The 26,908-nt window shown below is 62.8% G+C and carries 27 protein-coding genes and 3 pseudogenes; 14 read left to right on the top strand and 16 right to left on the bottom strand.

Translation table 11 applies throughout. The annotated features are described in order from the left end of the window. The 4 genes and pseudogenes from IP85_RS22480 to IP85_RS20090 all read right to left on the bottom strand — a co-directional run. A pseudogene (locus tag IP85_RS22480) lies at nucleotides 1–66 on the bottom strand (cold shock domain-containing protein); the annotation flags it as partial. Nucleotides 67–292: 226 nt separating this feature from the next. Then, on the bottom strand, nucleotides 293–892 hold the full coding sequence (locus IP85_RS20100; protein WP_054151431.1) for an NAD(P)H-dependent oxidoreductase: 600 nt from the start codon (nucleotides 890–892) through the stop codon (nucleotides 293–295). After that, nucleotides 892–2,502 (bottom strand): exodeoxyribonuclease VII large subunit, encoded by a 1,611-nt coding sequence (gene xseA / locus IP85_RS20095; protein ID WP_054151430.1) that lies wholly within the window; start codon nucleotides 2,500–2,502, stop codon nucleotides 892–894. The genes IP85_RS20100 and xseA overlap by 1 nt, the downstream gene beginning before the upstream one ends. A gap of 66 nt (nucleotides 2,503–2,568) precedes the next feature. Continuing rightward, nucleotides 2,569–4,401 carry a hypothetical protein gene (locus tag IP85_RS20090; RefSeq protein ID WP_054151429.1) on the bottom strand — a complete coding sequence of 611 codons (1,833 nt, stop codon included), beginning with the start codon at nucleotides 4,399–4,401 and terminating at the stop codon, nucleotides 2,569–2,571. Nucleotides 4,402–4,572: 171 nt separating this feature from the next. On the opposite strand from IP85_RS20090, the gene IP85_RS20085 reads away from it, so the two are divergent. Genes IP85_RS20085 through IP85_RS20070 form a run of 4 tightly spaced genes read left to right on the top strand, consistent with a single transcriptional unit; the run spans nucleotide 4,573 to nucleotide 7,001 of the window. Then, a complete protein-coding gene (locus IP85_RS20085; RefSeq protein ID WP_054151428.1) occupies nucleotides 4,573–5,565 on the top strand; it encodes a glycosyltransferase in 993 nt (330 codons plus the stop codon). Continuing rightward, on the top strand, nucleotides 5,562–6,260 hold the full coding sequence (locus IP85_RS20080; RefSeq protein ID WP_054151427.1) for a class I SAM-dependent methyltransferase: 699 nt from the start codon (nucleotides 5,562–5,564) through the stop codon (nucleotides 6,258–6,260). The genes IP85_RS20085 and IP85_RS20080 overlap by 4 nt, the downstream gene beginning before the upstream one ends. 5 nt (nucleotides 6,261–6,265) lie before the next feature. Continuing rightward, complete coding sequence (locus IP85_RS20075) at nucleotides 6,266–6,631, top strand: transporter (RefSeq protein WP_054151426.1); 366 nt, start codon at nucleotides 6,266–6,268, stop codon at nucleotides 6,629–6,631. A 25-nt stretch (nucleotides 6,632–6,656) separates the two neighbouring features. Further along, nucleotides 6,657–7,001 (top strand): hypothetical protein, encoded by a 345-nt coding sequence (locus tag IP85_RS20070; RefSeq protein ID WP_156323020.1) that lies wholly within the window; start codon nucleotides 6,657–6,659, stop codon nucleotides 6,999–7,001. Between the two features lie 38 nt (nucleotides 7,002–7,039). Here the strand turns inward: IP85_RS20070 and IP85_RS20065 are convergent, their stop codons facing one another. Beyond that, nucleotides 7,040–8,026, bottom strand: coding sequence for a Gfo/Idh/MocA family oxidoreductase (locus tag IP85_RS20065; RefSeq protein WP_054151424.1), 987 nt, complete (start codon nucleotides 8,024–8,026; stop codon nucleotides 7,040–7,042). Nucleotides 8,027–8,218: 192 nt separating this feature from the next. On the opposite strand from IP85_RS20065, the gene IP85_RS20060 reads away from it, so the two are divergent. From IP85_RS20060 to IP85_RS20045, 4 genes are all read left to right on the top strand, one after another. Then, nucleotides 8,219–8,779: an isochorismatase family protein gene (locus IP85_RS20060; protein WP_054151423.1), complete on the top strand. Its 561-nt coding sequence runs from the start codon at nucleotides 8,219–8,221 to the stop codon at nucleotides 8,777–8,779. An 11-nt stretch (nucleotides 8,780–8,790) separates the two neighbouring features. Continuing rightward, on the top strand, nucleotides 8,791–9,759 hold the full coding sequence (locus tag IP85_RS20055) for a helix-turn-helix domain-containing protein (RefSeq protein WP_054151422.1): 969 nt from the start codon (nucleotides 8,791–8,793) through the stop codon (nucleotides 9,757–9,759). A 188-nt stretch (nucleotides 9,760–9,947) separates the two neighbouring features. Then, nucleotides 9,948–10,898, top strand: coding sequence for an aldo/keto reductase (locus IP85_RS20050; RefSeq protein WP_054151421.1), 951 nt, complete (start codon nucleotides 9,948–9,950; stop codon nucleotides 10,896–10,898). A 2-nt stretch (nucleotides 10,899–10,900) separates the two neighbouring features. Then, nucleotides 10,901–11,896, top strand: coding sequence for an aldo/keto reductase (locus IP85_RS20045; RefSeq protein WP_054151442.1), 996 nt, complete (start codon nucleotides 10,901–10,903; stop codon nucleotides 11,894–11,896). A gap of 9 nt (nucleotides 11,897–11,905) precedes the next feature. Here IP85_RS20045 and IP85_RS20040 read toward each other — a convergent pair whose 3' ends face one another. Further along, entirely contained in the window at nucleotides 11,906–12,766 is an 861-nt protein-coding gene (locus IP85_RS20040; protein ID WP_054151441.1) for a DMT family transporter, read from the bottom strand. 107 nt (nucleotides 12,767–12,873) lie between these two features. On the opposite strand from IP85_RS20040, the gene IP85_RS20035 reads away from it, so the two are divergent. The 3 genes and pseudogenes from IP85_RS20035 (at nucleotide 12,874) to IP85_RS20025 (ending at nucleotide 15,878) form a co-directional block, all read left to right on the top strand. After that, nucleotides 12,874–14,295, top strand: a complete 1,422-nt coding sequence (locus IP85_RS20035; protein WP_054151440.1) for a PLP-dependent aminotransferase family protein — start codon at nucleotides 12,874–12,876, stop codon at nucleotides 14,293–14,295. Further along, nucleotides 14,286–15,260 (top strand): annotated as a pseudogene (locus IP85_RS20030) (iron chelate uptake ABC transporter family permease subunit). The gene IP85_RS20035 and the pseudogene IP85_RS20030 overlap by 10 nt, the downstream one beginning before the upstream one ends. Then, nucleotides 15,257–15,878 (top strand): annotated as a pseudogene (locus IP85_RS20025) (ABC transporter ATP-binding protein). The pseudogenes IP85_RS20030 and IP85_RS20025 overlap by 4 nt, the downstream one beginning before the upstream one ends. A gap of 70 nt (nucleotides 15,879–15,948) precedes the next feature. On the opposite strand, the gene IP85_RS20020 reads toward IP85_RS20025, so the two are convergent. After that, nucleotides 15,949–16,692: an AraC family transcriptional regulator gene (locus tag IP85_RS20020; RefSeq protein ID WP_054151439.1), complete on the bottom strand. Its 744-nt coding sequence runs from the start codon at nucleotides 16,690–16,692 to the stop codon at nucleotides 15,949–15,951. Nucleotides 16,693–16,973: 281 nt separating this feature from the next. On the opposite strand from IP85_RS20020, the gene IP85_RS20015 reads away from it, so the two are divergent. The 3 genes from IP85_RS20015 to IP85_RS22465 all read left to right on the top strand — a co-directional run bounded on the left by IP85_RS20015 (nucleotide 16,974) and on the right by IP85_RS22465 (nucleotide 19,350). Further along, nucleotides 16,974–17,888, top strand: a complete 915-nt coding sequence (locus IP85_RS20015) for a DMT family transporter (protein ID WP_054151438.1) — start codon at nucleotides 16,974–16,976, stop codon at nucleotides 17,886–17,888. 140 nt (nucleotides 17,889–18,028) lie between these two features. Next, nucleotides 18,029–19,051 carry a ribosome small subunit-dependent GTPase A gene (gene rsgA, locus IP85_RS20010; protein ID WP_054151420.1) on the top strand — a complete coding sequence of 341 codons (1,023 nt, stop codon included), beginning with the start codon at nucleotides 18,029–18,031 and terminating at the stop codon, nucleotides 19,049–19,051. A gap of 152 nt (nucleotides 19,052–19,203) precedes the next feature. After that, entirely contained in the window at nucleotides 19,204–19,350 is a 147-nt protein-coding gene (locus IP85_RS22465) for a hypothetical protein (protein WP_166600004.1), read from the top strand. A gap of 138 nt (nucleotides 19,351–19,488) precedes the next feature. On the opposite strand, the gene pheT is transcribed toward IP85_RS22465, so the two are convergent. The 9 genes from pheT to IP85_RS19965 all read right to left on the bottom strand — a co-directional run bounded on the left by pheT (nucleotide 19,489) and on the right by IP85_RS19965 (nucleotide 26,907). Beyond that, a complete protein-coding gene (gene pheT / locus IP85_RS20005; RefSeq protein ID WP_054151419.1) occupies nucleotides 19,489–21,912 on the bottom strand; it encodes a phenylalanine--tRNA ligase subunit beta in 2,424 nt (807 codons plus the stop codon). Nucleotides 21,913–21,994: 82 nt separating this feature from the next. Beyond that, nucleotides 21,995–22,273, bottom strand: coding sequence for a DUF2442 domain-containing protein (locus tag IP85_RS20000; RefSeq protein ID WP_054151418.1), 279 nt, complete (start codon nucleotides 22,271–22,273; stop codon nucleotides 21,995–21,997). Next, nucleotides 22,257–22,490, bottom strand: a complete 234-nt coding sequence (locus IP85_RS19995; protein WP_054151417.1) for a DUF4160 domain-containing protein — start codon at nucleotides 22,488–22,490, stop codon at nucleotides 22,257–22,259. Before IP85_RS19995 ends, IP85_RS20000 begins: the two co-directional genes overlap by 17 nt. Nucleotides 22,491–22,535: 45 nt before the next feature. Beyond that, nucleotides 22,536–22,826 (bottom strand): DUF2442 domain-containing protein, encoded by a 291-nt coding sequence (locus IP85_RS19990; protein ID WP_054151437.1) that lies wholly within the window; start codon nucleotides 22,824–22,826, stop codon nucleotides 22,536–22,538. A gap of 84 nt (nucleotides 22,827–22,910) precedes the next feature. Beyond that, on the bottom strand, nucleotides 22,911–23,996 hold the full coding sequence (gene pheS, locus IP85_RS19985) for a phenylalanine--tRNA ligase subunit alpha (protein ID WP_054151416.1): 1,086 nt from the start codon (nucleotides 23,994–23,996) through the stop codon (nucleotides 22,911–22,913). 126 nt (nucleotides 23,997–24,122) lie between these two features. Then, nucleotides 24,123–24,527 (bottom strand): 50S ribosomal protein L20, encoded by a 405-nt coding sequence (rplT, locus tag IP85_RS19980; protein ID WP_006725066.1) that lies wholly within the window; start codon nucleotides 24,525–24,527, stop codon nucleotides 24,123–24,125. Nucleotides 24,528–24,564: 37 nt separating this feature from the next. Further along, complete coding sequence (gene rpmI / locus IP85_RS19975; RefSeq protein WP_054151415.1) at nucleotides 24,565–24,768, bottom strand: 50S ribosomal protein L35; 204 nt, start codon at nucleotides 24,766–24,768, stop codon at nucleotides 24,565–24,567. A gap of 154 nt (nucleotides 24,769–24,922) precedes the next feature. Continuing rightward, entirely contained in the window at nucleotides 24,923–26,245 is a 1,323-nt protein-coding gene (locus IP85_RS19970) for a HAMP domain-containing sensor histidine kinase (protein WP_054151414.1), read from the bottom strand. After that, nucleotides 26,242–26,907 carry a response regulator transcription factor gene (locus tag IP85_RS19965; protein WP_054151413.1) on the bottom strand — a complete coding sequence of 222 codons (666 nt, stop codon included), beginning with the start codon at nucleotides 26,905–26,907 and terminating at the stop codon, nucleotides 26,242–26,244. The genes IP85_RS19970 and IP85_RS19965 overlap by 4 nt, the downstream gene beginning before the upstream one ends. Between the last annotated feature and the right edge of the window lies 1 nt (nucleotide 26,908).

Raw genomic sequence — 26,908 nt, 5'->3', positions numbered from 1 at the left:
GAAGCCGAAGCCCTTGGTGGAATTGAACCATTTTACTGTGCCAGTGGTCATGATGAACCCTTTCATAGCGTAGAGAGTGCCCCAGCGCGGATGCGCTGTGGAGGTAACGATTTTTGAAAGGAAGGTTCGACAGGGCGCAAATGATGCGCGGTAACCAAAGCTCAGCAAGCAAATATCGATGACCATTAGATAGACGCGTTTCTAATGAATGTCAACCATCGGTTTCCATTCCGCCTCAAATCTCAATCAAAAGTGTAATTTGCGCGAATGCAACCGCATCCCGTTTTCTGCATCAAATGCTCGCGAAAGCGGCCCTGAGTTTCGCCAGGAAACGCTTGCGCTTTTCATCCGTCGCGCGGTCCATGTCGTGCAGCGCCAGCATGCGAAAATCGACGGACTTGGCGCAGAAGGCGGCCACGCCGCGCTTCATGATCCGCCTGACCGGGTTGCCCATGTAGAGATGCACGACCCACCACGGAGAACCGGTCGAGGTCACGACCCAGAAGCTACGGATATGGGTCATCAGCGGCACGATGCGTCCGCCGGCCTTGTCATGCTCGAAGGCAACGCCCGGCACGAAGATGCGGTCGATGAAGCCCTTCATGATGGCCGGCAGATTGAACCACCATTGCGGAAAGACGAGCACGAGACCATCTGCTACCTTCAGTCGCTCGACAATGCCTGAGACGTCTTCCGGCGGTTGATAGCCCGGCTCCATGTAGGCGGCACGCTCGGCAGCCGAGAGGCGCGGGTCGAAATCCTCGGCGTAGAGGTCGAGCAGATCGACCTGATGGCCCTTCGCTTCCAGCGTCTCCACCACAGCCCGTGCGGCAGAAGCGGCAAAGCTCTGCGGCAGCGGATGGGCGAGCACGACCAGAAAGCGGCGTGACATCAGAACAGGCTCCCCTGCCCGGCCGGAGGCTCGCTCTTGCGCGCCGGCCTGAACACGGCGGCTGCGCGGGCCGGCTGCGGGGCCGACGGTTCCGGCGGGGATACACCCTCGCCAGCAACGGCATCCACTCGCCCATCGGCGAATTCGATCGCGATCGCCTGGCCATGCGACAGCCCGTCGGCGCGCGAAACCGGGCGATCATTCTCGTCGCGGATCACGGCATAACCGCGCGCCAGTACGTTCTTGTAGGAGAGTGACTGCAGCACGCGGTCCTGCGACACCAGTGACTGTCGGGCACGGCGCAGGTCGTTCATCACGGCGCTGTCGGCACGGCGACCCAGACTTTCCAGCCTGTCCTTCGAGCGCTCCGTCATCGCCTTCAGCCGCGCCGGGACTGCCGTCAACGTTGCATCGAAGCGTCCAAGGCGGGCCTTGTTGCGCTCGATCAGCCGCTCGATGACCCGTTCGGCGCGCACGGCATTTTCCGTGAGTTTCTGCTTACGCTCCACCAGTCGGCGCGCCAGCATGTCGGGCGACAGTTTCGCCGCCGCGCGCTCGAAGCTGCGGCGCTTGTTCATGGTGTTGAGTTCGAGGCTGCGCCCGAGACCTGCGGCCGCCTCGTCAAAGCGACGACGCGGCAAGGCCAGCAACTGGTCCAGCGAAGGCAGCGCCCGCACGAGGCTGCGCAGGTTCTGGCGGCGATTGTCCATCTGCCGGTTCATGGCGCCGGACAACCGGGCAGACAGTGTGGCCACCTGCGCCTCAAGATCGGCCTTCACGGGCACGGCCATTTCGGCCGCCCCCGTCGGGGTCGGTGCGCGGACGTCTGCGGCGTAGTCGATCAGGGTCCAGTCGGTTTCGTGGCCGACCGCCGAGATCAGTGGAATGCTGCTCGCAGCCGCCGCACGGACCACGGCCTCGTCGTTGAAACTCCAGAGGTCCTCGAGGCTGCCGCCGCCGCGCGCCACGATCAGCACGTCCGGTCGCGGCATCGGCCCGCCGGGCTCCAGCGCATTGAAGCCGTGGATGGCATTCGCCACCTCGTCGCCGGAGCCTTCGCCCTGAACCTTGACCGGCCAGACCAGCACATGCACCGGGAAGCGGTCGGAGATGCGGTGCAGGATATCGCGGATGACAGCACCGGTCGGCGAGGTGACGACGCCGATCACCTTCGGTAGGAAGGGCAGGAGCTGCTTGCGGGCCGGGTCGAACAGGCCCTCCGCCGTAAAGCGACGCTTACGCTCCTCAATCAGGGCCATCAGCGCGCCTGCACCGGCCGGCTCCATCTGCTCGATGACGATCTGGTATTTCGACGAACCTGGGAAGGTCGTGACCTTGCCGGTGGCGATCACCTCCATGCCCTCTTCCGGGCGATATTTCAGCTTGGAAAAGGAGCCCTTCCAGATCACCGCATCAATGCGCGCCTTGTCGTCCTTCAGGCTGAAATAGGCATGGCCCGAGGAATGCGGTCCGCGATAACCGGAGATTTCACCGCGCACCCGCACATGGTCGAAGGATGTTTCGATGGTGCGCTTGATCGAGCCCGAAAGCTCCGAAACGGAAAATTCGGTGAGGTTCGTCGGCGAATCGTTGTCGAAGAAATTGCTCATGCCCCTTCCCTAGCGGAAAACGGGGCCAAGATCAGCCCAAAGCACCCGTCATCAAGCGCTTTCCGCTCACGGCAGCTCCACCCGGTAAATCTGCATTCCGGAGGCGCCTTCGATGGGCACGGGCCTGAGATAAGCAGGCACCTCCCCCTTCATCATGCCGGCATAGAGCCCGTCGACTTTCGTCGACGCGATGTTTTGTGTAGGCGTGAGATCCGGGCAGAAGACGAGGATTGTCGCCCCGGCGCCGCGCAGGAACGCGGCGGCCTCTTCCGGCTCGGCCAGCCCCACATGCAGTTCCGTCAGCATGCCACCCTGATTGCGGTGGTAGGGGCCGGACAGGACGCGGTGGCGGGTGAAACGCAGAATTTCCGGGCCCAGATCCACAGCCGCGACTACCACGCCGTCCGGCAGGCTGTTCAGGGTCGCAAATCCTGCCGGCGCGTCACAGGCCGGCTTGGCCCCAGCCATGGTGGCCGGTGTCTGGGCAAGCCCCTTCATCCGGTTGGTTACACCTGCCGTTCCCTCGACGAAGAGCACGCCGAAAAGCGCCCAGGCGCTCGGCACGGACAAGAAGGCAGCGAGCGCAAAAAGCAGGCCCGTGCCAAGCTGCTGCGGCTCCTCGCGCGCCTTGCGCCTCAGTTCGCCGATCAAAAGCGCCAGCGGCGGGATGGCGAGCAAATTGGCGAAAATCGCCCCGCGCACCTGAACCAGCGCAATGACGAAAGAAACCGCGATCAGACCGAGCATGATTGCGTGGCTGCGGATCCGGTCACCATTGACGATGCGCAACAGGCAGACGCCAATGGCGAAGAAACCGACGGCGTAGAAGCCTCCAAAGGCTGCGGGGTCCTTCGCGAGTTGATCGACGAAGGACTGGGCCTCGATGACGCCGGAAAGCCAAAGCGTGTGCAGCAATGGATCGAGTTCGTTCAGCGGGTTCTGCAGGCATTGCGGCGCGATCGTCACGGTGCCGGCCAGCACCAGGGCGCCGGTCACGCCGATCGCCGCAATCCGCAACCGACGATCGCCCATGCCCGGAAGCTGCGTGGCAACGAAGAGGGACGCGGCTCCGATGCCGACCACGGCATAGAAGCCGACCGAAAGGCTGTCGCAGGTCACCACCGCATACTGGACCGATGGCACGGTGGCGAAGAACATGGCAGACAGGCTGACCAGAAGCGTCAGGGAGAAGGCGCGCGCGGCCCTCGCATAAATCTCACCCTCGAGCGCCCATAGGATGCCGACGGTGGCACAGACGGTCGCCACCAGGGGCGTGGTCTCGGCGCCGATGGCGATCGCGAGTGCAGCAGCGAGGCCCGCAAGCGCATGGCCAACGAGCCCACGCGCCGGATCGACCAGCCCCGCAGCCATGGTCGCGACCAGGACAAGCTGGACATTGTGGTGATCGATCGAGCCCGGCAGGAAGCGGTTTCCGGTGACGACGAAGACCGCCGTCAGCATCAGTGCCAGATGCATGGTGACATCATCGCCCATGCGGCGGGCGGCGACGGCGACCGCTGCCATCAGCGGCAAGATCAGAAGGAAAGGCCAGACGATCAGCGCCAGCGCCTCGGCCTGTTGCATCGGCACAAACTGGGCGAATAGGCGGATCAGCAGCGCGATCGGCAGATCGATCAGGCGGGACCAGTGCATCAGCGTGCCGCCATCAAGCCCCAGCCGATACTGTGTGACGTCGAACCAGGACTGACCGGCAAGCAGATCACGCACCTGCACGAGCCGCAGGACATCGTCGTTGTCGGCTCCGACATAGTCGCTCGCGGCCGGCAGGTTGAGCGCAGCCAGCACCGCCATGGTCACGATACCGTAAACCAGCGTCCAGAGAAGGAGCGGGCGCGGCGCCCGGGCTCTCGACGCGCCAGGCAGGGTGATGTCGGCCATGCTTCGTCAAACCTCCAAGTCCGCCTCGATCGTTTCCTTGCAAAGAAACGACCGGCAGACCGTATTTCAAAGACTGCTCTTCTCCGAAACCTAGCCTTAACCTTCTCAAGAAATAGTAAAACCAATGGTGGCCGAAGGCTGCCCGAACCCCAGCGCTTTGAGCAGGTCCCGATGAGCCACCCGGCCAACCCCTCCCTCGACATCGCCGTTCTCCTGCCCTGCTACAATGAGGCGGCAACGATCGGCCAGGTTGTGAGCGATTTCCGTGCGGCCCTGCCCGAGGCGAAGATCTACGTCTATGACAACAACTCGACCGATGGCACAGCGCTGAAGGCGATGCTGGCCGGGGCCACCGTCGTGCGCGAACGTCGCCAGGGCAAGGGCCATGTGGTGCGCCGCATGTTCTGCGACATCGATGCCGACATCTACATCATGGCCGATGGCGACGGGACATATGGTCCTGCCGACTCCGAGGAACTGATCCGCACGCTGATCACCGAGCGGGCCGACATGGTGGTCGGCACCAGACGGGGGGTCCATGACGATGCCGGACGCCAGGGCCATGCCTTCGGCAACCGGCTGTTCAACCTGCTTTACCGCGTGCTGTTCGGCAACGACTTCACAGACATCTTGTCCGGCTACCGCGCCTTTTCGCGCCGTTATGTAAAGAGCTTCCCAGCGATTTCCGGTGGGTTTGAGATAGAGACGGAAATGTCCGTGCATGCCTCGCGGCTGAGGCTGCCGGTCGTCGAGCTGGAGCTCGACTATGGGCGTCGCCCAACGGGATCACAATCGAAGCTCTCGACATTTCGAGACGGCTTCAAGATCCTCAAGATGTTCGCTCTCCTGATGAAGGAGACCCGCCCTTTCACGTTCTTCGCCCTCATCGCCTGCGCGTTCCTGGCGAGCGGCATACTCTTTGCCGCTCCGGTCATCGTGGAGTATCTCCAGACGGGCCTTGTCCCGCGAATGCCGACCTGGGTCCTGTCCCTCTGCCTCGTCGGCCTCAGCTTCGTTTCCTTTGCCGGTGGGGTCATCCTGGATTCGGTTGCGCAGGGACGCAACGAACTGCTTCGGCTTCATTATCTTGCCTTGCCCTCGATCCATTCGCGGAGCCGGTCCGAAGCGACCGAAGGGAATGCACAGGAAAGAAATGCCGCATGAGGCGCGAGACCACCAACAGGATCCGCTTCGTCATAGAAGACATCCTCCCGCCGATCCTGCGCGATTCCAGGCTGTTCCTTTGGCTGGCCGAGCGGGTCTGGGGCAAACACATCCGGGATCTGGCCGAGTTTCGGGCGCGCGCGCCGTTTCTGACCGAAGAGGCCTATGCCGCGCTCTACCGCAAACACCCGCGGGTGCATGCCGGGACGGACAATTCGGAGGCCTGCATTGAGCAGGTCGTGCAGGGTGTCGAGGGCGACAGCGTCTGCGACATCGGCTGCGGGACGGGCGCGCTGCTCACGCGCATCCGAGCGCGACACCCGCATCTTGCCCGGATCACGGGCGTGGATTTTGTCATCGACGACGCGGCTTCCCTGCCGGGTGTCGAATATGTTGCAGCGAAGATCGAAAACCTGCCCTTTGCGGACAAAGAGTTCGATACGGTCATCTGCACCCATGTCATCGAACATGTTCTCGAATACCAGCGCGCCATCGCGGAGTTGCGGCGCATTGCCCGAAAGCGCCTGATCATCGTCGTTCCGCGGGAACGTGAGGCGCGCTACAGTTTCAATCCGCACTTCAATTTCTTTCCCTATACGCACTCGTTCCTGCGCGCCATGCATCCGATCCCACCACAATATGCCTGCGCGGATATCGGACGGGACATCTTCTACATGGAAACGCTGGAGGGCTGAGGGCGATGGAGTTTTCCAGCCTGACACTTGCGACCTGGATAGGATTGCTCGCCACGCCGCTGTTGATTGCGATGGGGCAGGTTCTGTTCAAGCTGACGAGCCAGAGCACAGGGACATTTTCTCTGGCGAGCCTGATGATGCTCGCGGTCAATCCGGTGTTCATTGCGGCGCTAGCGCTTTACGGTTTTGGAACCGTCGTCTGGATCTATGTGCTGCGCTCCGTACCTCTGACGCTCGCCTATTCCTTCATGGGGCTGACCTTCTGCTTCGTCCCCCTGCTGGCGCAACTCTTCTTCGGCGAACCCTTGCACATGCGCTATCTGATCGGGACGCTGCTCATCCTGGCCGGGCTTGTGACCATACATGTCTGATCGCAGCAATCGGTTTGATTCGTCTGTGACGCTCGGCGTCACGCTGGCCGCCGACCTCCTGCTGTTTCCGATAATTTTTGCCGTCCTCGACGCACCGCTCATGTCACGTGCGGTATCCCTGGTCGTTGCCTATGCTCTCTCGCAGATCCTGCGGCTCGGCATCGGGCGCGGCATATCCCCCCGGGCCCTTCTTCAGGTGCCGGGCTTGTGGCCGCTTCTTGCGGTCACGGTCCTGATCAATTTCGGCCTTTTCGTTATCCTCAACGCCCGTGCGCCGGACATCCGACCCATCCTGCATCTGTTGCTGGCCTGGGCCGGATCTCTGCTGTTCCTCAGTTTCGGATCTTCACGGATAAAACGCCTGCGCTGATCTTCGGCCACCGCTGCGGACAGTCGAGGTCGGTTCGCTTACACCGCTTCCCAGCCATCCTTGTCTGCGGCCCGGTAGATCGCATCGATCAGCTTCTGGTTTGCCTTGGAGCTTTCCAGGGTGACGACCTCCCCCTTGGTGCCGGCAACAGCGCGGGCAAAGGCTTCCGCCTCCAGCTTGTATTGGCGGCTGTCGGGGAAGCGGAAGATCTGCGAGACGTTGTGGCTGCGATTGGTGAGTTCGACTTCCTCGGCACCCCAGCGATCGGCGTTGAAGGGTGACTTCACCTCGATGAACCCGTCAGTGCCATGGAAGACCATCAGCTGGCGGTTGGCCATCTGGGTCGAGACATAGAAGTTCAGTTCGAAATCGGCAAAGTCAGCCTTCACGCTCGCATAGATATCCGTGCCGAAGTCCGGATCGCGCTCGATGGTCGACTGGACGCGGACCGGCTCCTTATCCGTGACGAAGCGGGTGGTGATCGTCGGGTAGACGCCGATATCGGGCAATGCACCGCCGCCGAGCTCCGGGATGTTGCGCATGTTGCTGGGGTCGCGGTTGAAATAGGTGAAGGAGCCCTGGACCATCTTCAACGTGCCGATCGCGCCTTCGGCCAGCAGTTCACGCACCTTCAGCCAGACCGGTGCGTAAGTCACCATATAGGCTTCCGTGATCAGTACCTTGTTGCGTTCGCGCGCCGCGATGATCTCGTCGATTTCCGACGCTTTGAGCGCGATCGGCTTTTCACAAAGCACATGCTTGCCGGCGTCGGCGGCCTTGATCGCCCATTCGACATGCTGCGAGGTCGGCAAAGGAATATAGACCGCGTCGATGACGTCGGAGGCCAGCATCTCCTCGTAGGAGCCGAAGGCATGCGGCACCGAGAAGCGATCGGCCATCTCGCGGGCTCTCGGCAGATCGCGGCTGGCGATCGCTGTCACCACGGCATTTTCGGCATCCTGGATCGCCGGTACGACAAGCTCGCGACCGATCTTGGCCGTCGACAGAATTCCAAAACGCAGCATCTTTATTCCTCCTCAAAATGTCGGGGCGGACATTAGGCGAAGCTCCGGCAGGGCGCAACGGGTTGTCAGACAATCAGCTTGCGCCGACAAGGAGCCGCTTGGCCGAAAATGTCCGATCTTCGTCCGGGCCGCGCATAGTACCCATGACGCCTGGACTTATGTTAGCTGTCATCACAACGACAGGAGACGAATATGTCCGCTCAAGACACTGCCCTCATCGTGGTCGACGTTCAGGAGAGCTTTCGCCATGCGCCCTATTGGGACGCATCGGAACTCCCCGCTTACCTTTCGAGGCAGCAGGCACTGATCGACGGCGCGAAGGCTGCAGGCATGCCGATCGTGCAGATCTTCCACGTCGACACCGACGAAGCCTTCCGGCTGGAAAGCGGACTTGTCCGCACGCTCGACGAGATCACAATTACGCCGGACGTGACCTTCCACAAAGGCGTGCATTCGGCCCTGGTCGACACTGGTCTCGAAGCCTGGCTGCGCGAAAAGGGCATCTCACGCGTCATCGTCTCGGGCATCCGTACCGAGCAGTGCTGCGAGACCACCACGCGCCATGCATCCGATCTCGGCTTCGCGGTCGACTTCGTCACCGAGGCGACGCTCACCTTCCCGATGACGCATGCCTCCGGCCGGGTCTTTACCGCAGACGACATCCGCATGCGGACGGAGCTGGTGCTTGCCGACCGCTTTGCCCGGATCGTGACCGTCGAGCAGGCGCTTGCGCCGCCCTCCGCCGCCGCCTGAGATTGCCCATCATGGACGTGATCCCAGTCTTCATCCTCGTTCCGCCTGACACCCTGCTGATCGACATTGCCGGTCCGCTGGAGGTGTTGCGGTATGCGAACCAGGAGCAGGACCGGGTCCGTTTCGACTATCGCTACATCTCGGCCCAATCGCGGCAGCAGACCTCGATCGGGCTCATGCTCGACGGTCTCGAACCCCTGCCCGAGACGCTGCCTGACAATGCGATCCTGATGATTTCCGGCAGCCTCACTGTCGGCACCGAAGAGATCGCCCGCGAGGCCGAACTGAAGACGCTGACGCGCTGGCTCGCCCGCACGGCCAGGCCGGACACGCGGCTCGTCACCATCTGCTCCGGCGCGCTGCTTGCTGCGGCAGCCGGGCTGATGGAGGGCTATCAGTGCACCACGCATGCAGAATGCCTAGACGAACTCCGGGCACTTGCACCGACGGCGAGTGTTCTGGAGAACCGGCTCTATGTGGAAGATGGCAACCGCTTTTCGAGTGCCGGTATCTCGACCGGCATTGACCTGATGCTGCATCTCGTCAGCCGCTTCGCCTCGCCGCAGGCAGCACTCGCCGCTGCCCGCAAGATGGTCATCTATCTCCGTCGCAGCGGCCAGGACCCTCAGCTTTCGCCCTGGCTTTCCGGCCGCAACCATATCCATCCGGCCATCCACCGCGCCCAGGATGCGATCATGGCGGATCCGGCGCGCGACTGGTCGCTTCCCGGGCTCGCCGAGATCGCGCATTTGAGCGAACGGCATCTGTCCCGTCTTTTCCGGGAATATGTCGGTCAGTCGGTCGTCGATTACGTCAATCTGATGCGGGTGACGCTCGCCCAGGAGCTGCTCAAGCAATCGAGGCTCGACATGGAGAACCTCGCTTTGCGTGCCGGATTTGCCTCTTCGCGCCACATGCGGCGGATCTTCGTCCAGCATCACGGCGTGCCGCCCAGTCACTTTCGCCGGGCGGCCGAATGAGGAGCCCTGGACCGCAAAAGAGAGACTGCGGGACTGGACGGCTGCCGGTTTCGATCCATATCGGTTGCGGTTTCCGGCGTCGGGACAGCGGCTCTGCAGGTTCGATCAACGCTTCTGAATGGCCTCTTCGACCGACGCTTGCTAACCTGCCCTTTCCGTCGCTCCCTTGACCCCTCCCGAGGCTTTCCATGCAGAAACGTGCTCTCGGCCGCACCGGCCTTTCGATCGCTCCCGTCGTGCTCGGCGGCAATGTCTTCGGCTGGACGGCCGACGAGAAGACGTCGTTTGCCATTCTCGACCGCTTCTTCGATGCCGGCTTCAACACGATCGATACCGCCGACATGTATTCGCTCTGGGCCGACGGCAATGTCGGAGGCGAGAGTGAGACGATCATCGGCAACTGGCTGAAGCGCGGTGGTGTGAAGCGCGAAGATGCCGTTATCGTCACCAAGGTCGGGGCCGATCTCGGGGGCAAGAAGCGAGGCCTCAGCGCCCGCCGCATTGCAGAGGCCGTTGAAGACTCGCTCCGCCGTCTGCAGACCGACTATATCGATCTCTATCTCGCCCATTGGCCGGATGCCGAAACGGACGATGAGGAAAGCCTGACCGCCTTCGCCAAGCTGAAGGACGAGGGCAAGGTTCGCGCGATCGGCTGCTCCAACCTCGATGCCGAACAGCTTCAGGCGACCTTCGATGCGGCAAGCAACGCGGGCGTTGGTCGCTATGACGTGATCCAGCCGGAATACAATCTCTACACACGCTCGAAATTCGAGGGTGAACTCGCAGAGCTCTGCCAGCGCGAGGAGATCGGCGTCATCACATACTATGCGCTGGCCTCCGGTTTCCTCACCGGCAAGTACCGCAGTGCCGCCGATACCGAGGGCAAGGCACGCGGCGAGGATATGGAGCCCTATCTCAACGCACGTGGCTTCGATATATTGGGCGCTCTCGACCAGATCGCGGCCGAAAATGGCACCAGCCACGCGACCGTTGCGATCGCCTGGATCGCCGCACAGCCCGGCGTCACCGCGCCGATTGCGTCTGCCACCAGCCTGCGCCAGCTTGAAAGCCTGATCGCGGCCGGAAAACTGGAGCTGACGACCGCGCAGATGAAACAACTCAACCAAGCCGGAGCATGATCATGAAGACCCGCAGACTCGGCACCCTCACCACATCGACCATCGGCCTCGGCTGCATGGGCATGAGCCATGGCTATGGCACCAATATCGACGAGGCGGCGGCGCAAACGCTGTTCGATCACGCCATCGAACGTGGCGTGAACTTCTTCGATACGGCGGAGGTCTATGGACCCTTCACCAACGAGGAACTGGTCGGAAAGGGCCTGAAGCGGCATCGCGATCACGTGGTGATCGCCACCAAATTCGGCTTCACCATCGGCGACGAAGCCAAGGCCGCTCGACCTTCCGGCCTCGACAGCCGGCCGGAGCATGTGCGGGCCGTCGCCGAGGCGTCGCTGAAGCGGCTCGGCGTCGAGGTCATCGACCTCTTCTACCAGCACCGCGTCGACCCCGACGTTGCGATCGAGGAGACCGTCGGCGTGATGGCGGACCTCGTCAAGGAAGGCAAGGTCAAGGCGCTGGGCTTGTCCGAAGCGAGTGCGGCAACGCTGCGACGCGCCCATGCCGTGCATCCGATCTCGGCCATCCAGAGCGAATATTCGCTCTGGACCCGCGACCCCGAAACCAACGGCGTGCTCGATACCTGCCGCGAGCTCGGCATCGGCTTCGTGCCGTTTTCGCCGCTCGGTCGCGGCATGCTGACCGGCGCCCTGAAGGATTTGTCCAAGCTCGGCGAAAACGACTTCCGCCGCGGGTTGCCACGCTTCGACCAGGAGAATTTCGACGCCAACCTTGCACTTGTCACCGCTCTCGAAACCATGGCGGCGGACAAGGGCGTGAAGCCCGGCCAGTTGGCGCTTGCCTGGGTACTAGCCCAGGGCGATTTCATCGTGCCGATCCCCGGTACGACCAAGATCGCCAATCTCGACAGCAACATCGATGCGACCGGGATCAGGCTCTCGGCCGAAGAGCTCGCCACGCTGTCTTCCGTCGTCTCGCCAGACAAGGTGGCCGGCGCACGGTATGGCGAAGCCATGGCCAAGATGGCGGGGCGCTAAAAGCCTCCCTCAAGCAAAGCGCCGGCTACCCGCCACGCAGAGCACCACGAGCAGGGCTGTCGCCAGCATGGGAAGGCTCACCTTCTCATGCAACAGCCCTGCGGCAAGCACGAAACCGAGAAAGGGTTGCAGCAGCTGCAGCTGCCCGACCGAGGCAATGCCGCCCAGCGCCAGACCGCGATACCAGAAGATGAAGCCGATCATCATGCTGAACAGCGAGACGTAAGCCAAAGCCAACCAGCCTGACATCGACACGGCGCCAAGATCCTGCGGCAGTGTCCAAAGCGCGAGTGGCAGCATCACCGGCAGCGACAGCACCAGCGCCCAGCTGATCACCTGCCAGCCGCCAAGCCCACGCGACAGGCGGGCACCCTCGGCATAACCCAGGCCGCAAACGATTACCGCCGCGATCATCAGCACTGCGCCTCGCACCGCCATGTCCGCCGTCCCCGAGAGCGCAAAGCCGGCCACGAGCGCCGCTCCCGTGACGGAGAACATCCAGAAGACCGCTGATGGGCGCTCCCCCGCCCGCAAGACGCCGAACAGCGCGGTAGAAAGCGGTAGCAATCCGATGAAGACGATCGACTGGGCGGAATTGATGCTCTGCAGCGCCAGCGCCGTCAGCAGCGGGAAGCCGACCACGACGCCAAGCGAGACGATGGCCAGTGGCAACAGATCGCCGCGCAGGGGGCGCTTCTCCCGCATCGCGATCAGCAGGGCCGCTCCCAGAAGTGCGGCGATCACGGCCCGCGCCGAAGTCAGGAACAGCGGGGCGAAATCGGCAAGCCCCACCCGCGTTGCCGGCAGTGAGCCGCTGAAGATCAGCACGCCGATGAAACCACTCGCCCAGGCCTTCCACGAAGTCGTCATTTTCGTCTCCATTCGTCTGGCCTCCCCTATCGCGCGGAGGGGCTGGCGCAGACAGAGACGGATCGATACAATCTAGTCAAACTGTATTGATGACAAAGGCCATACAGATGAACGAACGTGTTCAGCCACCGGAGCTGCCGGCCTCAAGGACGGCCCATGTCATGGCCGATATTCGCGGCCGCATCGGTTCGGGCCAGCTCGTGCCCAACGACCGGCTGCCCTCGATCCGGCGCCTCGCCGCGGAGCTTTCGGTGTCGCCCTCGACTGTGGTCGAAGCCTATGACCGGCTCTCCGCCGAGGGCTTGATCCGGGCCCGCCCCGGCTCCGGCTTCTTCGTCACCGAGGCCGGCCGCACGCCCGCACCACTCGTCCGGCTTGAGCCGCCAAGGCCCCCGGAAGTCGATCCCTTCTGGGTAGCGCGTCAGGCGCTGGACGCCGATCCAGGCACATCCAAGCCCGGTTGCGGCTGGCTGCCGCCGGACTGGATGCCGACCGCCCTCCTGCATGCCGGCATGCGAAACGTGCTCCGCCAGGCGACCAGCCTCATGACGGATTACGGACCCTCGCGCGGCAGTGCTGGCCTTCGGCGCTTCGTCGAGATGCGACTGCGTCAGCAGTCGATTCCGCTGTCCGAAGATCAGGTGCTGCTTGCAGGCTCTGCCACCCAGGCGCTCGATCTGGTCTGCCGGCTGCTTTTGCGCCCCGGCGACCGCGTGATCGTCGACGATCCCTGCTACTTCAATTTCCAGACGCTGCTCCGCGCCCACCAGGCCATCGCCATCCCCGTGCCCTATACGGAAAACGGCCCCGACATCGCCGCCTTCCAGGCCGCCGTCGCCCGCGAGGCGCCGCGGCTTTATCTCACCAATTCCGGTCTGCACAATCCGACCGGTGCTACGCTCTCGCCGCAGATCGCCTTCCAGCTGCTCGGCATCATCACGCGTTCGGACATGCTAGTCGTCGAGGACGACATCTTTTCCGATTTCGAGCCGGAGCCTGCGATGACACTTGCGACGCTCGACGGGCTTTCCCGGGTCATCCGCATCGGCAGCTTCTCCAAGACCATCTCTGCTTCGCTGCGCACAGGATTCATCGCCGCCGACCCCGAGCGGATCCGGCTCCTCACTGACCTTCAGGTTGCAATCCAGTTCGGCGGCCCAAGCCAGGTTGCGACCGAAGCGATCCATGGCGTGCTCGCAAGCGGCGGCTATCGCAAACATCTCGAGCAATTGCATCGGCGGCTCGACACAGAGCGGCGCGCGGTGGGGACCCGGCTCGGGGAGCTTGGCATCCATCCCGTGCTCGCGCCGCGCGGCGGGCCCTATCTCTGGTGCCGGATGCCGGAAGGTGTCAGTTCCACCGCGCTTGCGCAGGCCGCCCTGCCGCAGGGGGTGGTGCTGGCGCCCGGCAACGTCTTCAGCCCATCGCTGTCATCAGACGGTTTCATGCGCTTCAACGTCGCGCACATGGGCGATGCGCGCCCGTTTCGGGTTCTGGAACGGGCGTTGAAGACGTCGCGCTGGCACTGACTGCCGCCGTCTTCGTGGTGGCTTTGAGTGTCGGGATCGGTGATCTGCCGATCTCGATCACCACCACTTTCCTTGCGATCTCCAACAAGCTCGGCTGGACGACAGCCGAGCTCAATCGCATCCATGAAGCCGTGATCTTGGGACTACAGGCTGAGCCGGGCGCTTGTCGCGGCCTTCTGCGGTGCGGGGCTCGCGATCTCGGGCGCCATCATGCAGTCGCTGCTGCGCAACCCGCTGGCTGAACCCTATGTGCTCGGCATTTCGGCCGGCGCCTCCACAGGGGCCGTGGGTATCGTCATCCTCGGCTTCGGCTCCGGTGCTGTCTCCCTCTCGGCCGGCGCTTTCGCCGGGGCCTTCACCGCCTTCCTCTTCGTCGTCCTGTTGTCCAACGGCACGCGCGGCGGGGCCGACCGCACCATTCTGGCTGGCGTTGCTGCATCCCAGCTCTTCAACGCCGCAACCTCTTATATCGTGACGACTGCCGGCAATGCCCAGCAGGCGCGTGATGTGATGTTCTGGCTGCTCGGCAGCTTCGGCGGCGTGCGCTGGCCGGAGTTCATGCTGGTCTCCGTGGTCGTCGGGTTTGGCCTGATCGCCTGCCTCGCCTATTCCCGCATCCTCGACGCCTTCCCTTCGGCGACGAGGCTGCCGCAGCACTTGGCGTCAATGTCGGTCGCGCCCGGCTCGCGCTCTTCTGTCTCACCGCCATGCTGACGACGACGATCGTCAGCATGGTCGGCTCGATCGGCCTCGTCATCCCGCATGCCGCCCGCTTCCTGGTCGGACCGCTGCATATCCGCTTGCTTCCGGCCTGCGCCATCGGCGGGGCGATCTTCATGGTGCTTGCCGATATAGCCTCGCGGATCCTGGTTCCGCAGCAGGTGCTGCCGATCGGCGTCGTGACGGCGCTCGTCGGCGTGCCGGTCTTCTCGATCATCCTCTATCGTTTCCAGCGCCCGACATGAGCATCACGGCCGACACCATCACCTGGAAGATCGGGTCGAAGACCATTCTCGACAAGGTGAGCTTTGCCGCACGTCCGGGCGAGATGCTAGGCCTGCTCGGCCCGAACGGCTCCGGCAAGACCTCGCTGCTGCGGCTGCTCGCAGGATTGAAGCGTCCCCATTCGGGCAGCATCAGCCTCAAGGGACACGATATCCAGTCGATCGCCCGCAAGACGATGGCGCAGCGCGTCGCCTTCGTCGAACAACATGCGACGACCAATGCCAATCTGAAGGTTGTCGACGTCGTCAAGCTCGGCCGCTTCCCGCATCGCTCGATGTTCTCCGCCTGGACTGCGGAAGACCAGGCAGCCGTCGAGCAGGCGCTGGAGCGGGCGGGGATGGTGGCAAAGCGCGACCATACCTGGCAGAGCCTGTCCGGCGGCGAACGGCAGCGGGCGCATATCGCCCGGGCCCTGGCTCAAGCCCCGAAGGAAATCATCCTCGACGAGCCGACCAACCATCTCGACGTGCAGCACCAGATCGCACTTCTGTCGCGAGGTATTCTCGATCGATGCCCATGTTGAGCCCTCGGCGCATCATGGCCGGCCGCTGATCCAATTCTCGCGGACGGTCCGCTAGGTCGACATGATTGCCGGGCAGTCCTGACCCGGACGAGCCGCCGATGCGGCTGAGAAATCGACCATCTCGCTCAGCCGCCGACCGCCCGGCGATAGGCCGATGGCGTCGTGCCGGTGACGGCCTTGAACATGCGCGTCAGATGGCTCTGGCTGCTGAAACCGCAGGCCGAGGCGATCTGAGCGATCGGTTCGCTACCGGCCAGCATACGCCTTGCGCGATCGATACGGCGGTTGAGGATGAAATCATGCGGGGAGACGCCGCAGCTCAGGCGGAACATGCGCTGCAGATGGAATTCGCTCAAGTCCGCCAGCTTCGCCAGATCCTTCAGCGTGATTGTCTGGTCGAGGCTTGCCTCGATGTGCTCCACAAGCCGTCTCCGCAGCACGGGAGCCAGACCGCCACGCAGCACCGGACGCCGCTCACCGCCATAACGCGGGTCGGCAAAGAGCTGCCCGACGGCCGCCACGATCGCCTGTTCGGCCAGCAGCCGGTTGCCGCCCTGCGTGGCAGCGGCCAGATGCACCAGCGCCTCCGCGAGTTTCGGCGCCTCGTCGAAGGTCGCCTCTGGCAGAAGCATCAGCCGGGCATCGCGGTCGAAGGTCTCCGAGAACAGGCGACGCAGTTCATCGTCGGCGACATAGAGATGCACGAATTCGAAGTTGTCGGTGATCTCCCATTCGGACGAGGCACCCTGCGGCATGATGCAGAGCGCACCCGGCCAGCCGGCAATGCTGCCGGCATCAATGCGCCGCGTGCCGTCGCCACCGCGGAGATAGCAGCTGAAGGTGTGCCCGTCGGTCCGCTCGTAGCGCATGCGGTCATGGCTGTTGCGCCAGATGGCGCTTCCCCTGCCTTCGCCCAGGTCGAGAGTCTGCATGCGCTCGGCACGGGACGAGGCAGAGAGGGAGCCAAAGACAGTGGCGGTGTGCAGCATGGATTGCCCTTGAAAGATCGGCTCTCATTCTAGCGCGCTTTGTGCGCCGCGCCATCGCGCAATCGGCGAAAGCTCCCTGCGTGGCGAAGATCACCGCAAGATCGTGCAAGAATGGACAGCCTCCGCGGCGTTACCTGCCTTTCGAAAGCGAGGCGCATCCCATGACCAATCTTCTTCTCTTCTCGTCCACCGTGCTGATCTGGGGCACGACCTGGATCGCGATCGCGCTGCAGATCGGGCCGGTGCCCGTGCTGGTCTCGGTCTTTTATCGCTTCGCGCTTGCGGCGCTCGTGCTCGTCGGCGTGCTGGCCCTCACAGGTCGCCTGAAAGTGCCGACGCTCAAGCAGCAGCCCTTCATCCTCGTCCAGGCGCTGTCGCTCTTCTGCTGCAACTTCCTCTGCTTCTATCACGCGGCGAGCTATGTGCCGTCTGGGCTCATCTCCGTCGTCTTCTCGCTCGCCACTGTTTACAACGCCGTCAATGCCCGGATCTTCTTCGGTGATGAGGTCAAGCCGCGCACGCTGGTCGCAGCAGCCCTTGGGGCCACCGGACTTGCGCTGCTTTTCGGCCCTGAGATCTTCATCGCCGTCAATCCGGACAGCTGGAAGGGCATCGGCCTTTCGGCGCTCGGCACGCTGTTCTTTTCCTTCGGCAACATGGCCTCCCGCCGCAACAGCGCTGAAGGCATCGCGCCTGTCACCGCCAATGCCTGGGGCATGAGCTATGGCTCGGCAGCGCTTCTCGCCCTGATCGGCATCACCGGCACGCCCATCGTGCTGCCGCCGGACCAGACCTATCTCGCCGCCCTCGTCTATCTCTCGGTCATCGGCTCCGTCATCGGCTTTACCACCTATCTGATGCTGGTCTCGCGCATCGGCTCGCAGAAGGCCGCCTATGCCACTGTGCTTTTCCCGGTCGTCGCGCTGACGCTATCAAGCCTCTACGAGGACTATCATTTCACGCCGCTCGCGATGGTGGGTCTCGCACTCACGCTCGCCGGCAATGCAGTGATGTTTGCGCGCCTGCCGCGCCGACAGCCCCTTAACGCTGTCGAGCCGGCGGAACTGAAGGGCTGACTACAGATCCTTCCGCCGTGACGGATGGCGCGGTCGATTTCCCGCGTCAGCGACGACATTCTGCGCTATGAGAAGCGTCACCGTCTGATCCCAACGCTGAAAGTGCCCATGGCCCCACGTTCCAACTCCGTGATCCGCCCTTGACCGGCCTTAACGATACTGCCGCGCTCACGCGGCTCGGCTTCAACGCCTTTTTCGCTGAGCAAGTGACGGCTGACGAGGCCGAGCTCCTTGTGCGCCGCATCTCCTCGGTGCATCGCGACCGCCTGGAGGCGATCGATGCGACGGGGCCGGTGGAGATCGAGCTTCCGCCCAACAGCAACACGGCCGATTTTGCCGTGGGCGACTGGGTTCTTGCCGCGCCCTACACCGGACTGCTCGCGCGTCGCCTGGATCGCCAGACCGTGCTGCAGCGACGCACCGAAGGCGCCTTCGGCCAGCAGCTCGCCGCCGCCAATGTCGATACGCTGTTCATCGTTACCTCCTGCAATGCGGATTTCAACGCCGCGCGGCTAGAACGCTATCTGGTCATGGCCAATGAGGCGGGCACGCGGCCCGTCCTCGTGCTCACCAAGGCCGATACGGTCGATGATGCCTCTGTCTACGCGGATGAGGCCCAAGGCCTGCAGCGCGATCTGCCTGTCGTCATCGTCAACGCCCGCTCGTCTGAAGCCGTCGACCCCTTAATGCCCTGGTGCGGCCCGGGCCAGACCGTTGCTCTGGTCGGCTCTTCTGGTGTGGGCAAGTCGACACTCGTGAATACGCTCGCCGGCCACGGCGCGGAAACGGCGCAGAAGACCGGCGCGATCCGCGAGCATGATGCCAAGGGTCGGCATACGACGACGGCACGTTCCCTGCACGCCATTGCGAGCGGCGGCTGGGTGATCGATACGCCCGGCATCCGCACGCTCTATGTCAGCGACATCACCGACGGGATCGACACGCTGTTTGCCGAAATCACCGAGCTTGTGCCGCATTGCAAGTTCCGAGATTGCAGCCATTCGCACGAAAAGGGCTGCGCCGTGCAGGCGGCGGTCCAGGACGGTAGCCTCGACCCGGCGCGTCTCGACCGGTGGCGACAATTGCAAGCGGAGAACCGCGACCGCACACCCGTCTATTCCGGGCCGAAGGGCAACAAGACGCTGCGCAAGAAGAAGTATTGAGCTTTCGGTCGCCAATCCCTACATAGGGTTCATAGGCGACGCCCTTCGCACGCGTCGCATCCGCTCGCCATCGACGAGCTTTTCTTCCCCGTTTAGCGCGACATTCCAGGCTCCGGCATTCTGCCGGCGCATTTCCAGAATTGGAGACCAGCATGGCAGACGACAACACCAAGGGCTATGAGCCAATTCCCTTTGCCAAGAAGCATCGCATCTCGGTCGAAGACGCCAAGGCGATCCTTGCCAAGCACGGCGACGACCGCAAGTCCGCCGACAAGGAAGGCCGTCGCGTCAGCCTGTGAGGTGTGATGACGAAGCCCGACCTTGCCGACGGTCATGACCGTCGGGTACACATCAAAAAGCCCTTTCCCTGACATGCAGGGAAAGGGCTTTTTCTTTGTCTCATCGCCAGCGGCCCAGGTCCGCCCGCCATCACAGGATCAGGCGCGCAGCGTGCCGCCCGTGGACTTCTCGACATTGCCGACGATCTTCTTCGTCAGTGTATCGAAATCCTCGTCGGTCAGCGTCTTGTCGGTCGGCTGGATCAGAACCTCGATCGCCACCGACTTCTTGCCCTCGCCGACGGATGCACCCTCGAAGATATCGAAGACATTGACGCCGGAGATCAGCTTGCGATCGGCGCTTGTCGCAGCCTTGATGATCGCGCCGGCCTCGACCGCCTTTTCGACGACGAAGGCAAAGTCGCGCTTCACCATCTGGAAGGCCGAAAGCTCGAGCGCCGGCTTGGTGCGGGTCGCCTTCTTCTTCGGTTCCGGCAGGGCATCGACATAGATCTCGAAGCCGCAGAGCGTGCCGGAGACATCGAGCGCTTCCAGCGTCTTCGGATGGAATTCACCGAAGGTGCCGAGGATGACCTTGGGGCCGGCCTTGATCGTGCCGGAGCGACCCGGGTGATACCATTCGGGACCGCCCTGCTCGATCTGGACATTGCCCGTGGGTATGCCGCAGGCTTCGAGCACGGCGAGTGCATCGGCCTTGGCATCGAAAACGTCGACCGGCTTGCCGCCGCCCTTGGCCTGGTTCGACCACATGCGGCCGGAACCGGCAATCGAGGCCGTGCCACGGCGAACGCCACCAGCAACCCGACGCTGGGTGTTGGGTGTGTCGCCTTCATAGGTGCCGGAAACTTCGAAGATCGCCACATCGCCAAAACCGCGGTCGGCATTGCGCTGGGCAGCGGTCAGCAGGCCCGGCAGCAGCGAGGGCCGCATGTCCGACATGTCTGATGCAATCGGGTTGACCAGCTTCAGCTTCTCGCTGCCGCCGCCGAAGAGCTTGGCATGCTCGGCCGAGATGAAGGACCAAGTGACGGCTTCCAGCATGCCGCGCGAGGCAAGCGCCCGGCGGGCCGAACGCGTGCGGATCTGCAACGTGGTCAGGATCTTGGCATTGACCGAACCGGTCGGCGGCAGGGGCTCCGGCTTGATCTTGTCGACGCCGTGCATCCGCATGACTTCTTCGACGAGATCGGCCTTGCCATCGACATCAGGACGCCAGGAGGGAACGGAGACCTTGGCCGAGGTCTCATCGCCCGAGAGGACTTCGAAGCCGAGGGCGGTCAGGATCTGGCGCGACTCGTCGTTGGAAACGGTCAGACCCGTCAGGCGCTTGACTTCCACATAGGGGAAATCAACCACCTTCTTCTGATGGCCCTTGTAGCCCTCGACCTTCTTTTCGGCCGCAACACCGCCGCACATTTCGAGCACCAGCTCGGTGGTGCGCTCCAGACCCGGGACCATATATTCCGGATCAACGCCACGCTCGAAGCGATAGCGCGCATCGGTGATGATGCCATGCGCACGGCCGGTCTTGGCAATGTTGATCGGATCCCAGAGGGCAGACTCAATCAGCACATTGACGGTGTTCTCGTCACAGCCGGAATGCTCGCCGCCCATGATGCCGCCGATGGATTCCAGGCCGTTGTCGTCAGCGATGACGACATTGTTCGGGTTGAGCTTGTAGGTGCGGGTGTCGAGCGCGAGGATTTCCTCGCCCTCCTTTGCGCGGCGGACGACCAGCGCGCCGTTGACCTTGTCGGCGTCGAAGACATGCATCGGACGACCCTGGTCGAAGGTCATGTAGTTGGTGACGTCAACAAGCGCCGAGATCGGACGAAGCCCGATCGCGAGCAGACGCTGCTGCATCCATTTCGGGCTCGGGCCGTTCTTCACGCCGCGCACGAGGCGATAGGCAAAGCCCGGGCAGAGATGCTCTTCGAGCTCCAGCTTGACCTGATGCGGGGTCTCTCCCTCCACCTTGAAGGCGGGCGCCTTCGGGGCCTTGAGCGTGCCGAGCCCAGAGGCTGCGAGATCGCGGGCGATGCCGAAGACCGAGGTGCAGTCCGGACGGTTCGGCGTCAGGTTGATCTCGATGACCGGATCGTCGAGGCCGGCATAAGATGCGAAAGACGCACCAACCGGCGCATCCTCGGGCAGGTCGATGATGCCGTTGTGGTCTTCGGAAATATTGAGCTCCTTTTCGGAGCACATCATGCCATGGCTTTCGACACCACGGATCTTGCCGACGGCGAGCGTCACATCAATGCCGGGCACATAGGTGCCGGGACGCGCCAGTGCGCCGATCATGCCGGCGCGGGCATTCGGCGCGCCGCAGACGATCTGCACCGGCTTGCCGTCACCGGCATCGACCGAGAGCACCTTCAGACGATCGGCCTCGGGATGCTTTTCCGCCGTCAGGATCCTGGCGATGACGAAGGGCTTGTAGGCCGCCTTGTCATCGACATCCTCGACCTCAAGCCCGATCGCGGTCAGCCGCTCGCAGATCTCGTCGAGCGAGGCCTCAGTTTCCAGGTGATCCTTCAGCCAGGAGAGTGTGAATTTCATTGAACTTTCTCGTCTTCCTCAATGCGCGTCTCGCGCAAATTCAGTATTCCGTCGCGGTCTCGTCGATAGGCCGGCGAGTCAATCAGGCCGCCTTGTCAGGCGCTTTGGCGCCCGGTGCCTTCCAGCCTGCCAGCATGCCTCGAATCGACAAATCCTCATCGACATCAGGCCAATGAACCCCCGCGAGCATGAGATGCACGTTGTTGCGCTGCGCAGGCGTTGCGTTCAGAAGGCGCGGATACCACCACAGCGGCGTCGATACCTGCCGTCCGTCGGCGAGCCGAACGTGGACCGTATGCGGATCGCACCAGGCCTCGGTCGGGCGCTCCGCCTCTGGATAGGAATCATGCGAAATAGTCATTCCATGCCTCCAGCATCTGCTGCCTGTGTTCCGCGACCACTTCCAGTATACGTGCAAGGTCTCTCTGGCTAAAGCCCCCGGCTTCCGCGACCTTGAGATCCGCAAGCCAGACCTTCGCTTCACCTCCATTGCCATCGACGTGAATATGAGGCGGCTCATATCGGTCGGCGGAGTAGAAATGAAAGCGAAACCCATACTTGCGAAGGACCGTCGGCATCAGATCATCCCTTGCACACTATCCCTCAAGCTGAGGGGCCTAATCCTACTGTCTCGTTCCCATCTGTATCTTGCCCGAGACGTCCAGCGGTCGCGCGCCTGACGCCTGCCTTCCGAGGAGCATGCTGACCACCGTCACATCGAGATCGATGTCGGGCCAGTGGATGCTCGACGGCATGAATTCCACGTTGTTTCGCTCCACCGGCATCGCCTCCTGAAGGGGCGGGTACCACCAGACCGGGACGCTGACGATACGACCGTCCGTCAGTTCCACATGCAGCAGGTCGTCATCGCAAAGCAGATCGACCGGCCGCATGTTGTCGAGATGTTCAATCACGTCGCATTTGCCTTCATTCACAAGGATGGGGCAGCCTCCGCCTGCCCCGCCCATTTGGCTGCCACAGCAGCCGTCATTCGCAGATCAGCTGCTCAGACCGCCGAACAGCGTCGGTACGTCGAGCGGGCGGAAGCCGTAATGGCTCATCCAGCGGACATCGGCGTTGAAGAAGTCGCGCAGGTCCGGCATGCCGTATTTCAGCATGGCGATGCGGTCGAGGCCCATGCCCCAGGCGAAGCCCTGGTATTCGTCGGGATCGAGGCCGCCGGCGCGCAGCACGTTCGGGTGAACCATGCCGCAGCCGAGGATTTCCATCCAGTCCTTGCCTTCGCCGAACTTGACGATCGGGCCCGAGGAACGATCGCACTGGATGTCGACCTCGAAGCTCGGCTCGGTGAACGGGAAGAAGGACGGGCGGAAGCGCATGGTGACGCTGTCGACTTCGAAGAATGCCTTGCAGAATTCTTCCAAGATCCAGCGCATGTGGCCGACATTCGCCGTCTTGTCGATGACGAGGCCCTCGACCTGATGGAACATCGGCGAATGGGTGGCATCCGAGTCCTGGCGATAGGTCTTGCCCGGAATGACGATGCGGATCGGCGGCTTCTGGGCCTCCATGGTGCGGATTTGCACCGGCGACGTGTGCGTGCGCAGCACCTTGCGCTCACCATTCTCATCCGGCTGGAGGAAGAAGGTGTCGTGCATCTCGCGGGCCGGATGTCCCTCGGGGAAGTTCAGCGCCGTGAAATTGTAATAGTCGGTCTCGATATCGGGACCTTCGGCAATCGAGAAACCCATATCGGCGAAGATCGCTGTGATCTCGTCGACGATCTGGCTGATCGGGTGGATGCGGCCACGTTCGGCCGGCGAGGAACGCACGGGCAGCGAGACATCCAGCGTCTCTGCCTTCAGGCGGGCGTCGATCGCCGCGTCCTTCAGCGCCGTCTTGCGGGTTCCGATTTCCTCGGTGATCTCGTTCTTCAGCGCGTTAATCGCGGCACCGCGCGTCTGGCGCTCTTCCGGCGTCATCGTGCCCAGCGTCTTCAAGAGTTCCGAGACGGACCCCTTCTTGCCGAGGGCCGCCACGCGCACAGCCTCGATCTGAGCCTCGTCCGCAGCAGCGGCGATGTCAGCGAGAAGCGTCGTCTTCAAACTGTCGAGATCGGACATGTTTCCGTTTCCTGCCCCATTGTCTCGCCACCATTTCCCGGCGGCATGAAGATCACATGAAAAAACCCGCGCCAGCCCTGCCAGCGCGGGTTTCCCAATACTTGAATTCAGTCTGGGAAGCGCTGGTTACTTGACCGCGCTTTCAAACTCGTTGGCCGTGCCGGCGTCCTTGAGGTAGGCGAGTGCCTTCTTGGAAGCTTCTACGAGCTTCGCGAATGCTGCCGGCTCATGGATGGCGAGGTCGGAAAGGACCTTGCGGTCGACTTCGATGCCAGCCTTGTTGAGGCCATCGATGAAGCGGCCGTAGGTCAGGCCGAATTCGCGGACTGCAGCGTTGATACGCTGGATCCACAGAGCGCGGAAGTTGCGCTTGTTGTTCTTGCGGTCGCGGTAAGCAAACTGCTTGGAACGATCAACGGCAGCCTTTGCTGCGCGGATCGTGTTCTTGCGGCGGCCGTAGAAGCCCTTGGCCTGCTTGAATACCTTGTTGTGCTTGGCGCGGGAAGTTACGCCACGTTTTACGCGTGCCATGTCATGATCTCCTTAATTGTCCAACAGCGAGCGGGTCTCAGAGACCGTTTGGCAGGTAGTTCTTGATGACCTTCTTGCCGTCAGGTTCAGCCAGAACCATCGTGCCGCGGGCATCGCGAATGAACTTGTTGGAACGCTTGATCATGCCGTGGCGCTTGCCAGCAGCGGCGGCGAGAACCTTGCCGGTCGCCGTGATCTTGAACCGCTTTTTGGCGGCAGATTTCGTCTTCATCTTGGGCATTTTGCTACTCCATTGTTCTTGTATCGAAACAGGCTGACGAATGCCCGTTTTCAAGCATAAAGAACGGCCACGGCATGCCCTGCCGGACCGTTCGGACGCGCGCTTATAACCGTAGACCTGAAAAAGCGCAACGGGTGGCGATCGGAATCTTCGTTTATAGGCCAGCCGGCAAAAGCAAGCTCACTCTGAGGCCACCGGTTGCCCCCCGCGAAAAGGCGATGGCACCGCCATAGGCGTTCAGAATATCGGAGGTGATCGCTAACCCCAGCCCCGTACCCTCGTCCTCCACCAGATGGACACCGCGAGCAGCAATTTCCGGGATCGCTGCCTCGGCAACACCTGGACCATCATCCTCGACTTCGAGCCGAATATGTTTCCCGTCGCGCTCCGCCACGACAGCGATCTGAGTTTTGGCGAAGTGCGTGGCATTGTCGAGCACATTGCCGAGCGCCTCTGCGAGGTCGGCTGGATCCATGTCGACGGTCAGCTGATCATCGACATCGACCTTCCAGGCGACGTCACGCACGGCCGTGACCGGCGTCAGAACCGATATCAGCTTGCCGGTGAGCGAAGCCAGGCCCGTTTGTGCCATCTGCTCGACGCCGAGCCTTGCCGACTGCAGCTGCCGGTCGGAACGTTGGCGGATCAGATCAACCTGCTGACGGATCATGCCGCGCTCCCGATCGGGCAGATTGTCTGCGAGCTGCAGCAGAACGGTGAGCGGCGTCTTCAGGCCATGGGCTAGATCGCTTGCTCTGGCACGGGCGCGCTCGACGGCCGTTTCCCTCTCCTTCAGGAGGCCGTTGAGCTCCGTGACGAGAGGACGGAGCTCGGTAGGGCCGGCATCGGGCAATTGGTCGGTCCGTCCGGAACGGACGAGAGAAAGCGCCTGCTGCAATCTCGACAGCGGCGCAAGGCCGATGCCGATCTGCAGGAAAGCCGCCGCCAGCAGGACGGCAGCCGTGAGGACGAGCATGATCGTCATCGCGCCATGGAACTTAGAGATGGCATCATCGATCATCTTTTGATCGAAACCGGCAAGCAGCGTCAGAGGCCGATTGCCTTCCGGCGTTTCGAGTTGAACCTCGCGCAGTTGAAGCAACAGAGGTTCACCATCCGGCCCTTCGCCCTGTCGAAATCCGTAGGCGCCGTGTTTCAGGGTCTCGGGCAGCAGCTCGACATCCCAGAGCGAACGGGAGCGGAAGACCTGGTCGGTTCCGGCGATCACCTCCCAGTAAAGGCCACTGCCCGGCAGTTCGAAGCGCGGATCACCTGGCTCGTCCGTCATGCGCGCAACGCCGGCGGGGAATTCGACGCCCGCGGCCAACTGATCGATGATCGCCGACATGTCGGCATGATAGCGGTCTGCGACATAATTGGAGAAGATCCGGCTCAGGCCGGAGGCGACGAGGAGCAGAACAAAAGCAATCGCCAGAACGGCGCCAATGAACAGGCGCAGACGTAGCGACTGGGTCATGCCTCCTCGCCTGAGAGCGTGTAGCCGAAACCCCGGCGGGTCGCGATGGCAGACGGATGGGTCTTGCGGCGGATGCGCGCGATCATTGCCTCAACCGCGTTCTTGGCCTGCTCGTCGTCCCGTCCCTGAACCTGGCGAGCAATCTCGATCGGATCGAAGACCTTGTGCGGCTCGGCGATCAGCATGGAAAGCAGCCTATACTCGAGCGGCGTAAGCTCGATCGGCCGGCTCTCGAAGGTCACGCGACGGGAGGTATCGTCGAGCACGAAACCTCCGGCTGATGCAGTCGCCTTTGCGCGGCCATGAACCCTTCTCAACAGAGCCTTCAGACGGGCGATGAGTTCCTCGCTGCGGAATGGCTTTGGGAGATAGTCGTCAGCGCCGGCATCGAAGCCGTCGACCCGTTCCATCCAGGATCCTCGTGCGGTCAGGACCAAGATCGGAACCTCGACACCGGCTCCGCGCCAGCGTTTGAGGATGGACAGGCCATCCATGCCAGGCAGGCCCAGATCGAGGATGATCGCCTGATAGTCGCCCGTTTCGCCCTCGGCCCAGACATCCGGCCCATTGTTGAAATGTTCGATGATGAAGCCTTCCGCCTCCAGCTTCGAACGTGTGTGGTCCGCAATGGTCTGGTCGTCCTCCGCGAGCAGAATGCGCATG

Source organism: Rhizobium sp. AAP116 (genome assembly GCF_001295785.1).
Taxonomy (GTDB): domain Bacteria; phylum Pseudomonadota; class Alphaproteobacteria; order Rhizobiales; family Rhizobiaceae; genus Allorhizobium.
This window is presented reverse-complemented; position numbering and strand designations above follow the sequence as displayed.

Bases quoted from the DNA above. Each gene is read 5' to 3' on its own strand.
- IP85_RS20085 (WP_054151428.1), top strand. From the start codon at position 4,573: ATGAGCCACCCGGCCAACCCCTCCCTCGACATCGCCGTTCTCCTGCCC.
- IP85_RS20080 (WP_054151427.1), top strand. From the start codon at position 5,562: ATGAGGCGCGAGACCACCAACAGGATCCGCTTCGTCATAGAAGACATC.
- IP85_RS20055 (WP_054151422.1), top strand. From the start codon at position 8,791: ATGGACGTGATCCCAGTCTTCATCCTCGTTCCGCCTGACACCCTGCTG.
- IP85_RS20020 (WP_054151439.1), bottom strand. From the start codon at position 16,692: ATGCGCTACGAGCGGACCGACGGGCACACCTTCAGCTGCTATCTCCGC.
- IP85_RS20065 (WP_054151424.1), bottom strand. From the start codon at position 8,026: ATGCTGCGTTTTGGAATTCTGTCGACGGCCAAGATCGGTCGCGAGCTT.
- IP85_RS20090 (WP_054151429.1), bottom strand. From the start codon at position 4,401: ATGGCCGACATCACCCTGCCTGGCGCGTCGAGAGCCCGGGCGCCGCGC.
- IP85_RS19965 (WP_054151413.1), bottom strand. From the start codon at position 26,907: ATGCGCATTCTGCTCGCGGAGGACGACCAGACCATTGCGGACCACACA.
- IP85_RS19995 (WP_054151417.1), bottom strand. From the start codon at position 22,490: ATGCCGACGGTCCTTCGCAAGTATGGGTTTCGCTTTCATTTCTACTCC.
- IP85_RS19970 (WP_054151414.1), bottom strand. From the start codon at position 26,245: ATGACCCAGTCGCTACGTCTGCGCCTGTTCATTGGCGCCGTTCTGGCG.
- rplT (WP_006725066.1), bottom strand. From the start codon at position 24,527: ATGGCACGCGTAAAACGTGGCGTAACTTCCCGCGCCAAGCACAACAAG.
- IP85_RS20015 (WP_054151438.1), top strand. From the start codon at position 16,974: ATGACCAATCTTCTTCTCTTCTCGTCCACCGTGCTGATCTGGGGCACG.
- IP85_RS20035 (WP_054151440.1), top strand. From the start codon at position 12,874: ATGAACGAACGTGTTCAGCCACCGGAGCTGCCGGCCTCAAGGACGGCC.
- IP85_RS20100 (WP_054151431.1), bottom strand. From the start codon at position 892: ATGTCACGCCGCTTTCTGGTCGTGCTCGCCCATCCGCTGCCGCAGAGC.
- IP85_RS20045 (WP_054151442.1), top strand. From the start codon at position 10,901: ATGAAGACCCGCAGACTCGGCACCCTCACCACATCGACCATCGGCCTC.
- IP85_RS22465 (WP_166600004.1), top strand. From the start codon at position 19,204: ATGGCAGACGACAACACCAAGGGCTATGAGCCAATTCCCTTTGCCAAG.
- IP85_RS20040 (WP_054151441.1), bottom strand. From the start codon at position 12,766: ATGACGACTTCGTGGAAGGCCTGGGCGAGTGGTTTCATCGGCGTGCTG.
- rpmI (WP_054151415.1), bottom strand. From the start codon at position 24,768: ATGCCCAAGATGAAGACGAAATCTGCCGCCAAAAAGCGGTTCAAGATC.
- IP85_RS20060 (WP_054151423.1), top strand. From the start codon at position 8,219: ATGTCCGCTCAAGACACTGCCCTCATCGTGGTCGACGTTCAGGAGAGC.
- pheS (WP_054151416.1), bottom strand. From the start codon at position 23,996: ATGTCCGATCTCGACAGTTTGAAGACGACGCTTCTCGCTGACATCGCC.
- pheT (WP_054151419.1), bottom strand. From the start codon at position 21,912: ATGAAATTCACACTCTCCTGGCTGAAGGATCACCTGGAAACTGAGGCC.
- IP85_RS20000 (WP_054151418.1), bottom strand. From the start codon at position 22,273: ATGACTATTTCGCATGATTCCTATCCAGAGGCGGAGCGCCCGACCGAG.
- IP85_RS20050 (WP_054151421.1), top strand. From the start codon at position 9,948: ATGCAGAAACGTGCTCTCGGCCGCACCGGCCTTTCGATCGCTCCCGTC.
- xseA (WP_054151430.1), bottom strand. From the start codon at position 2,502: ATGAGCAATTTCTTCGACAACGATTCGCCGACGAACCTCACCGAATTT.
- IP85_RS20075 (WP_054151426.1), top strand. From the start codon at position 6,266: ATGGAGTTTTCCAGCCTGACACTTGCGACCTGGATAGGATTGCTCGCC.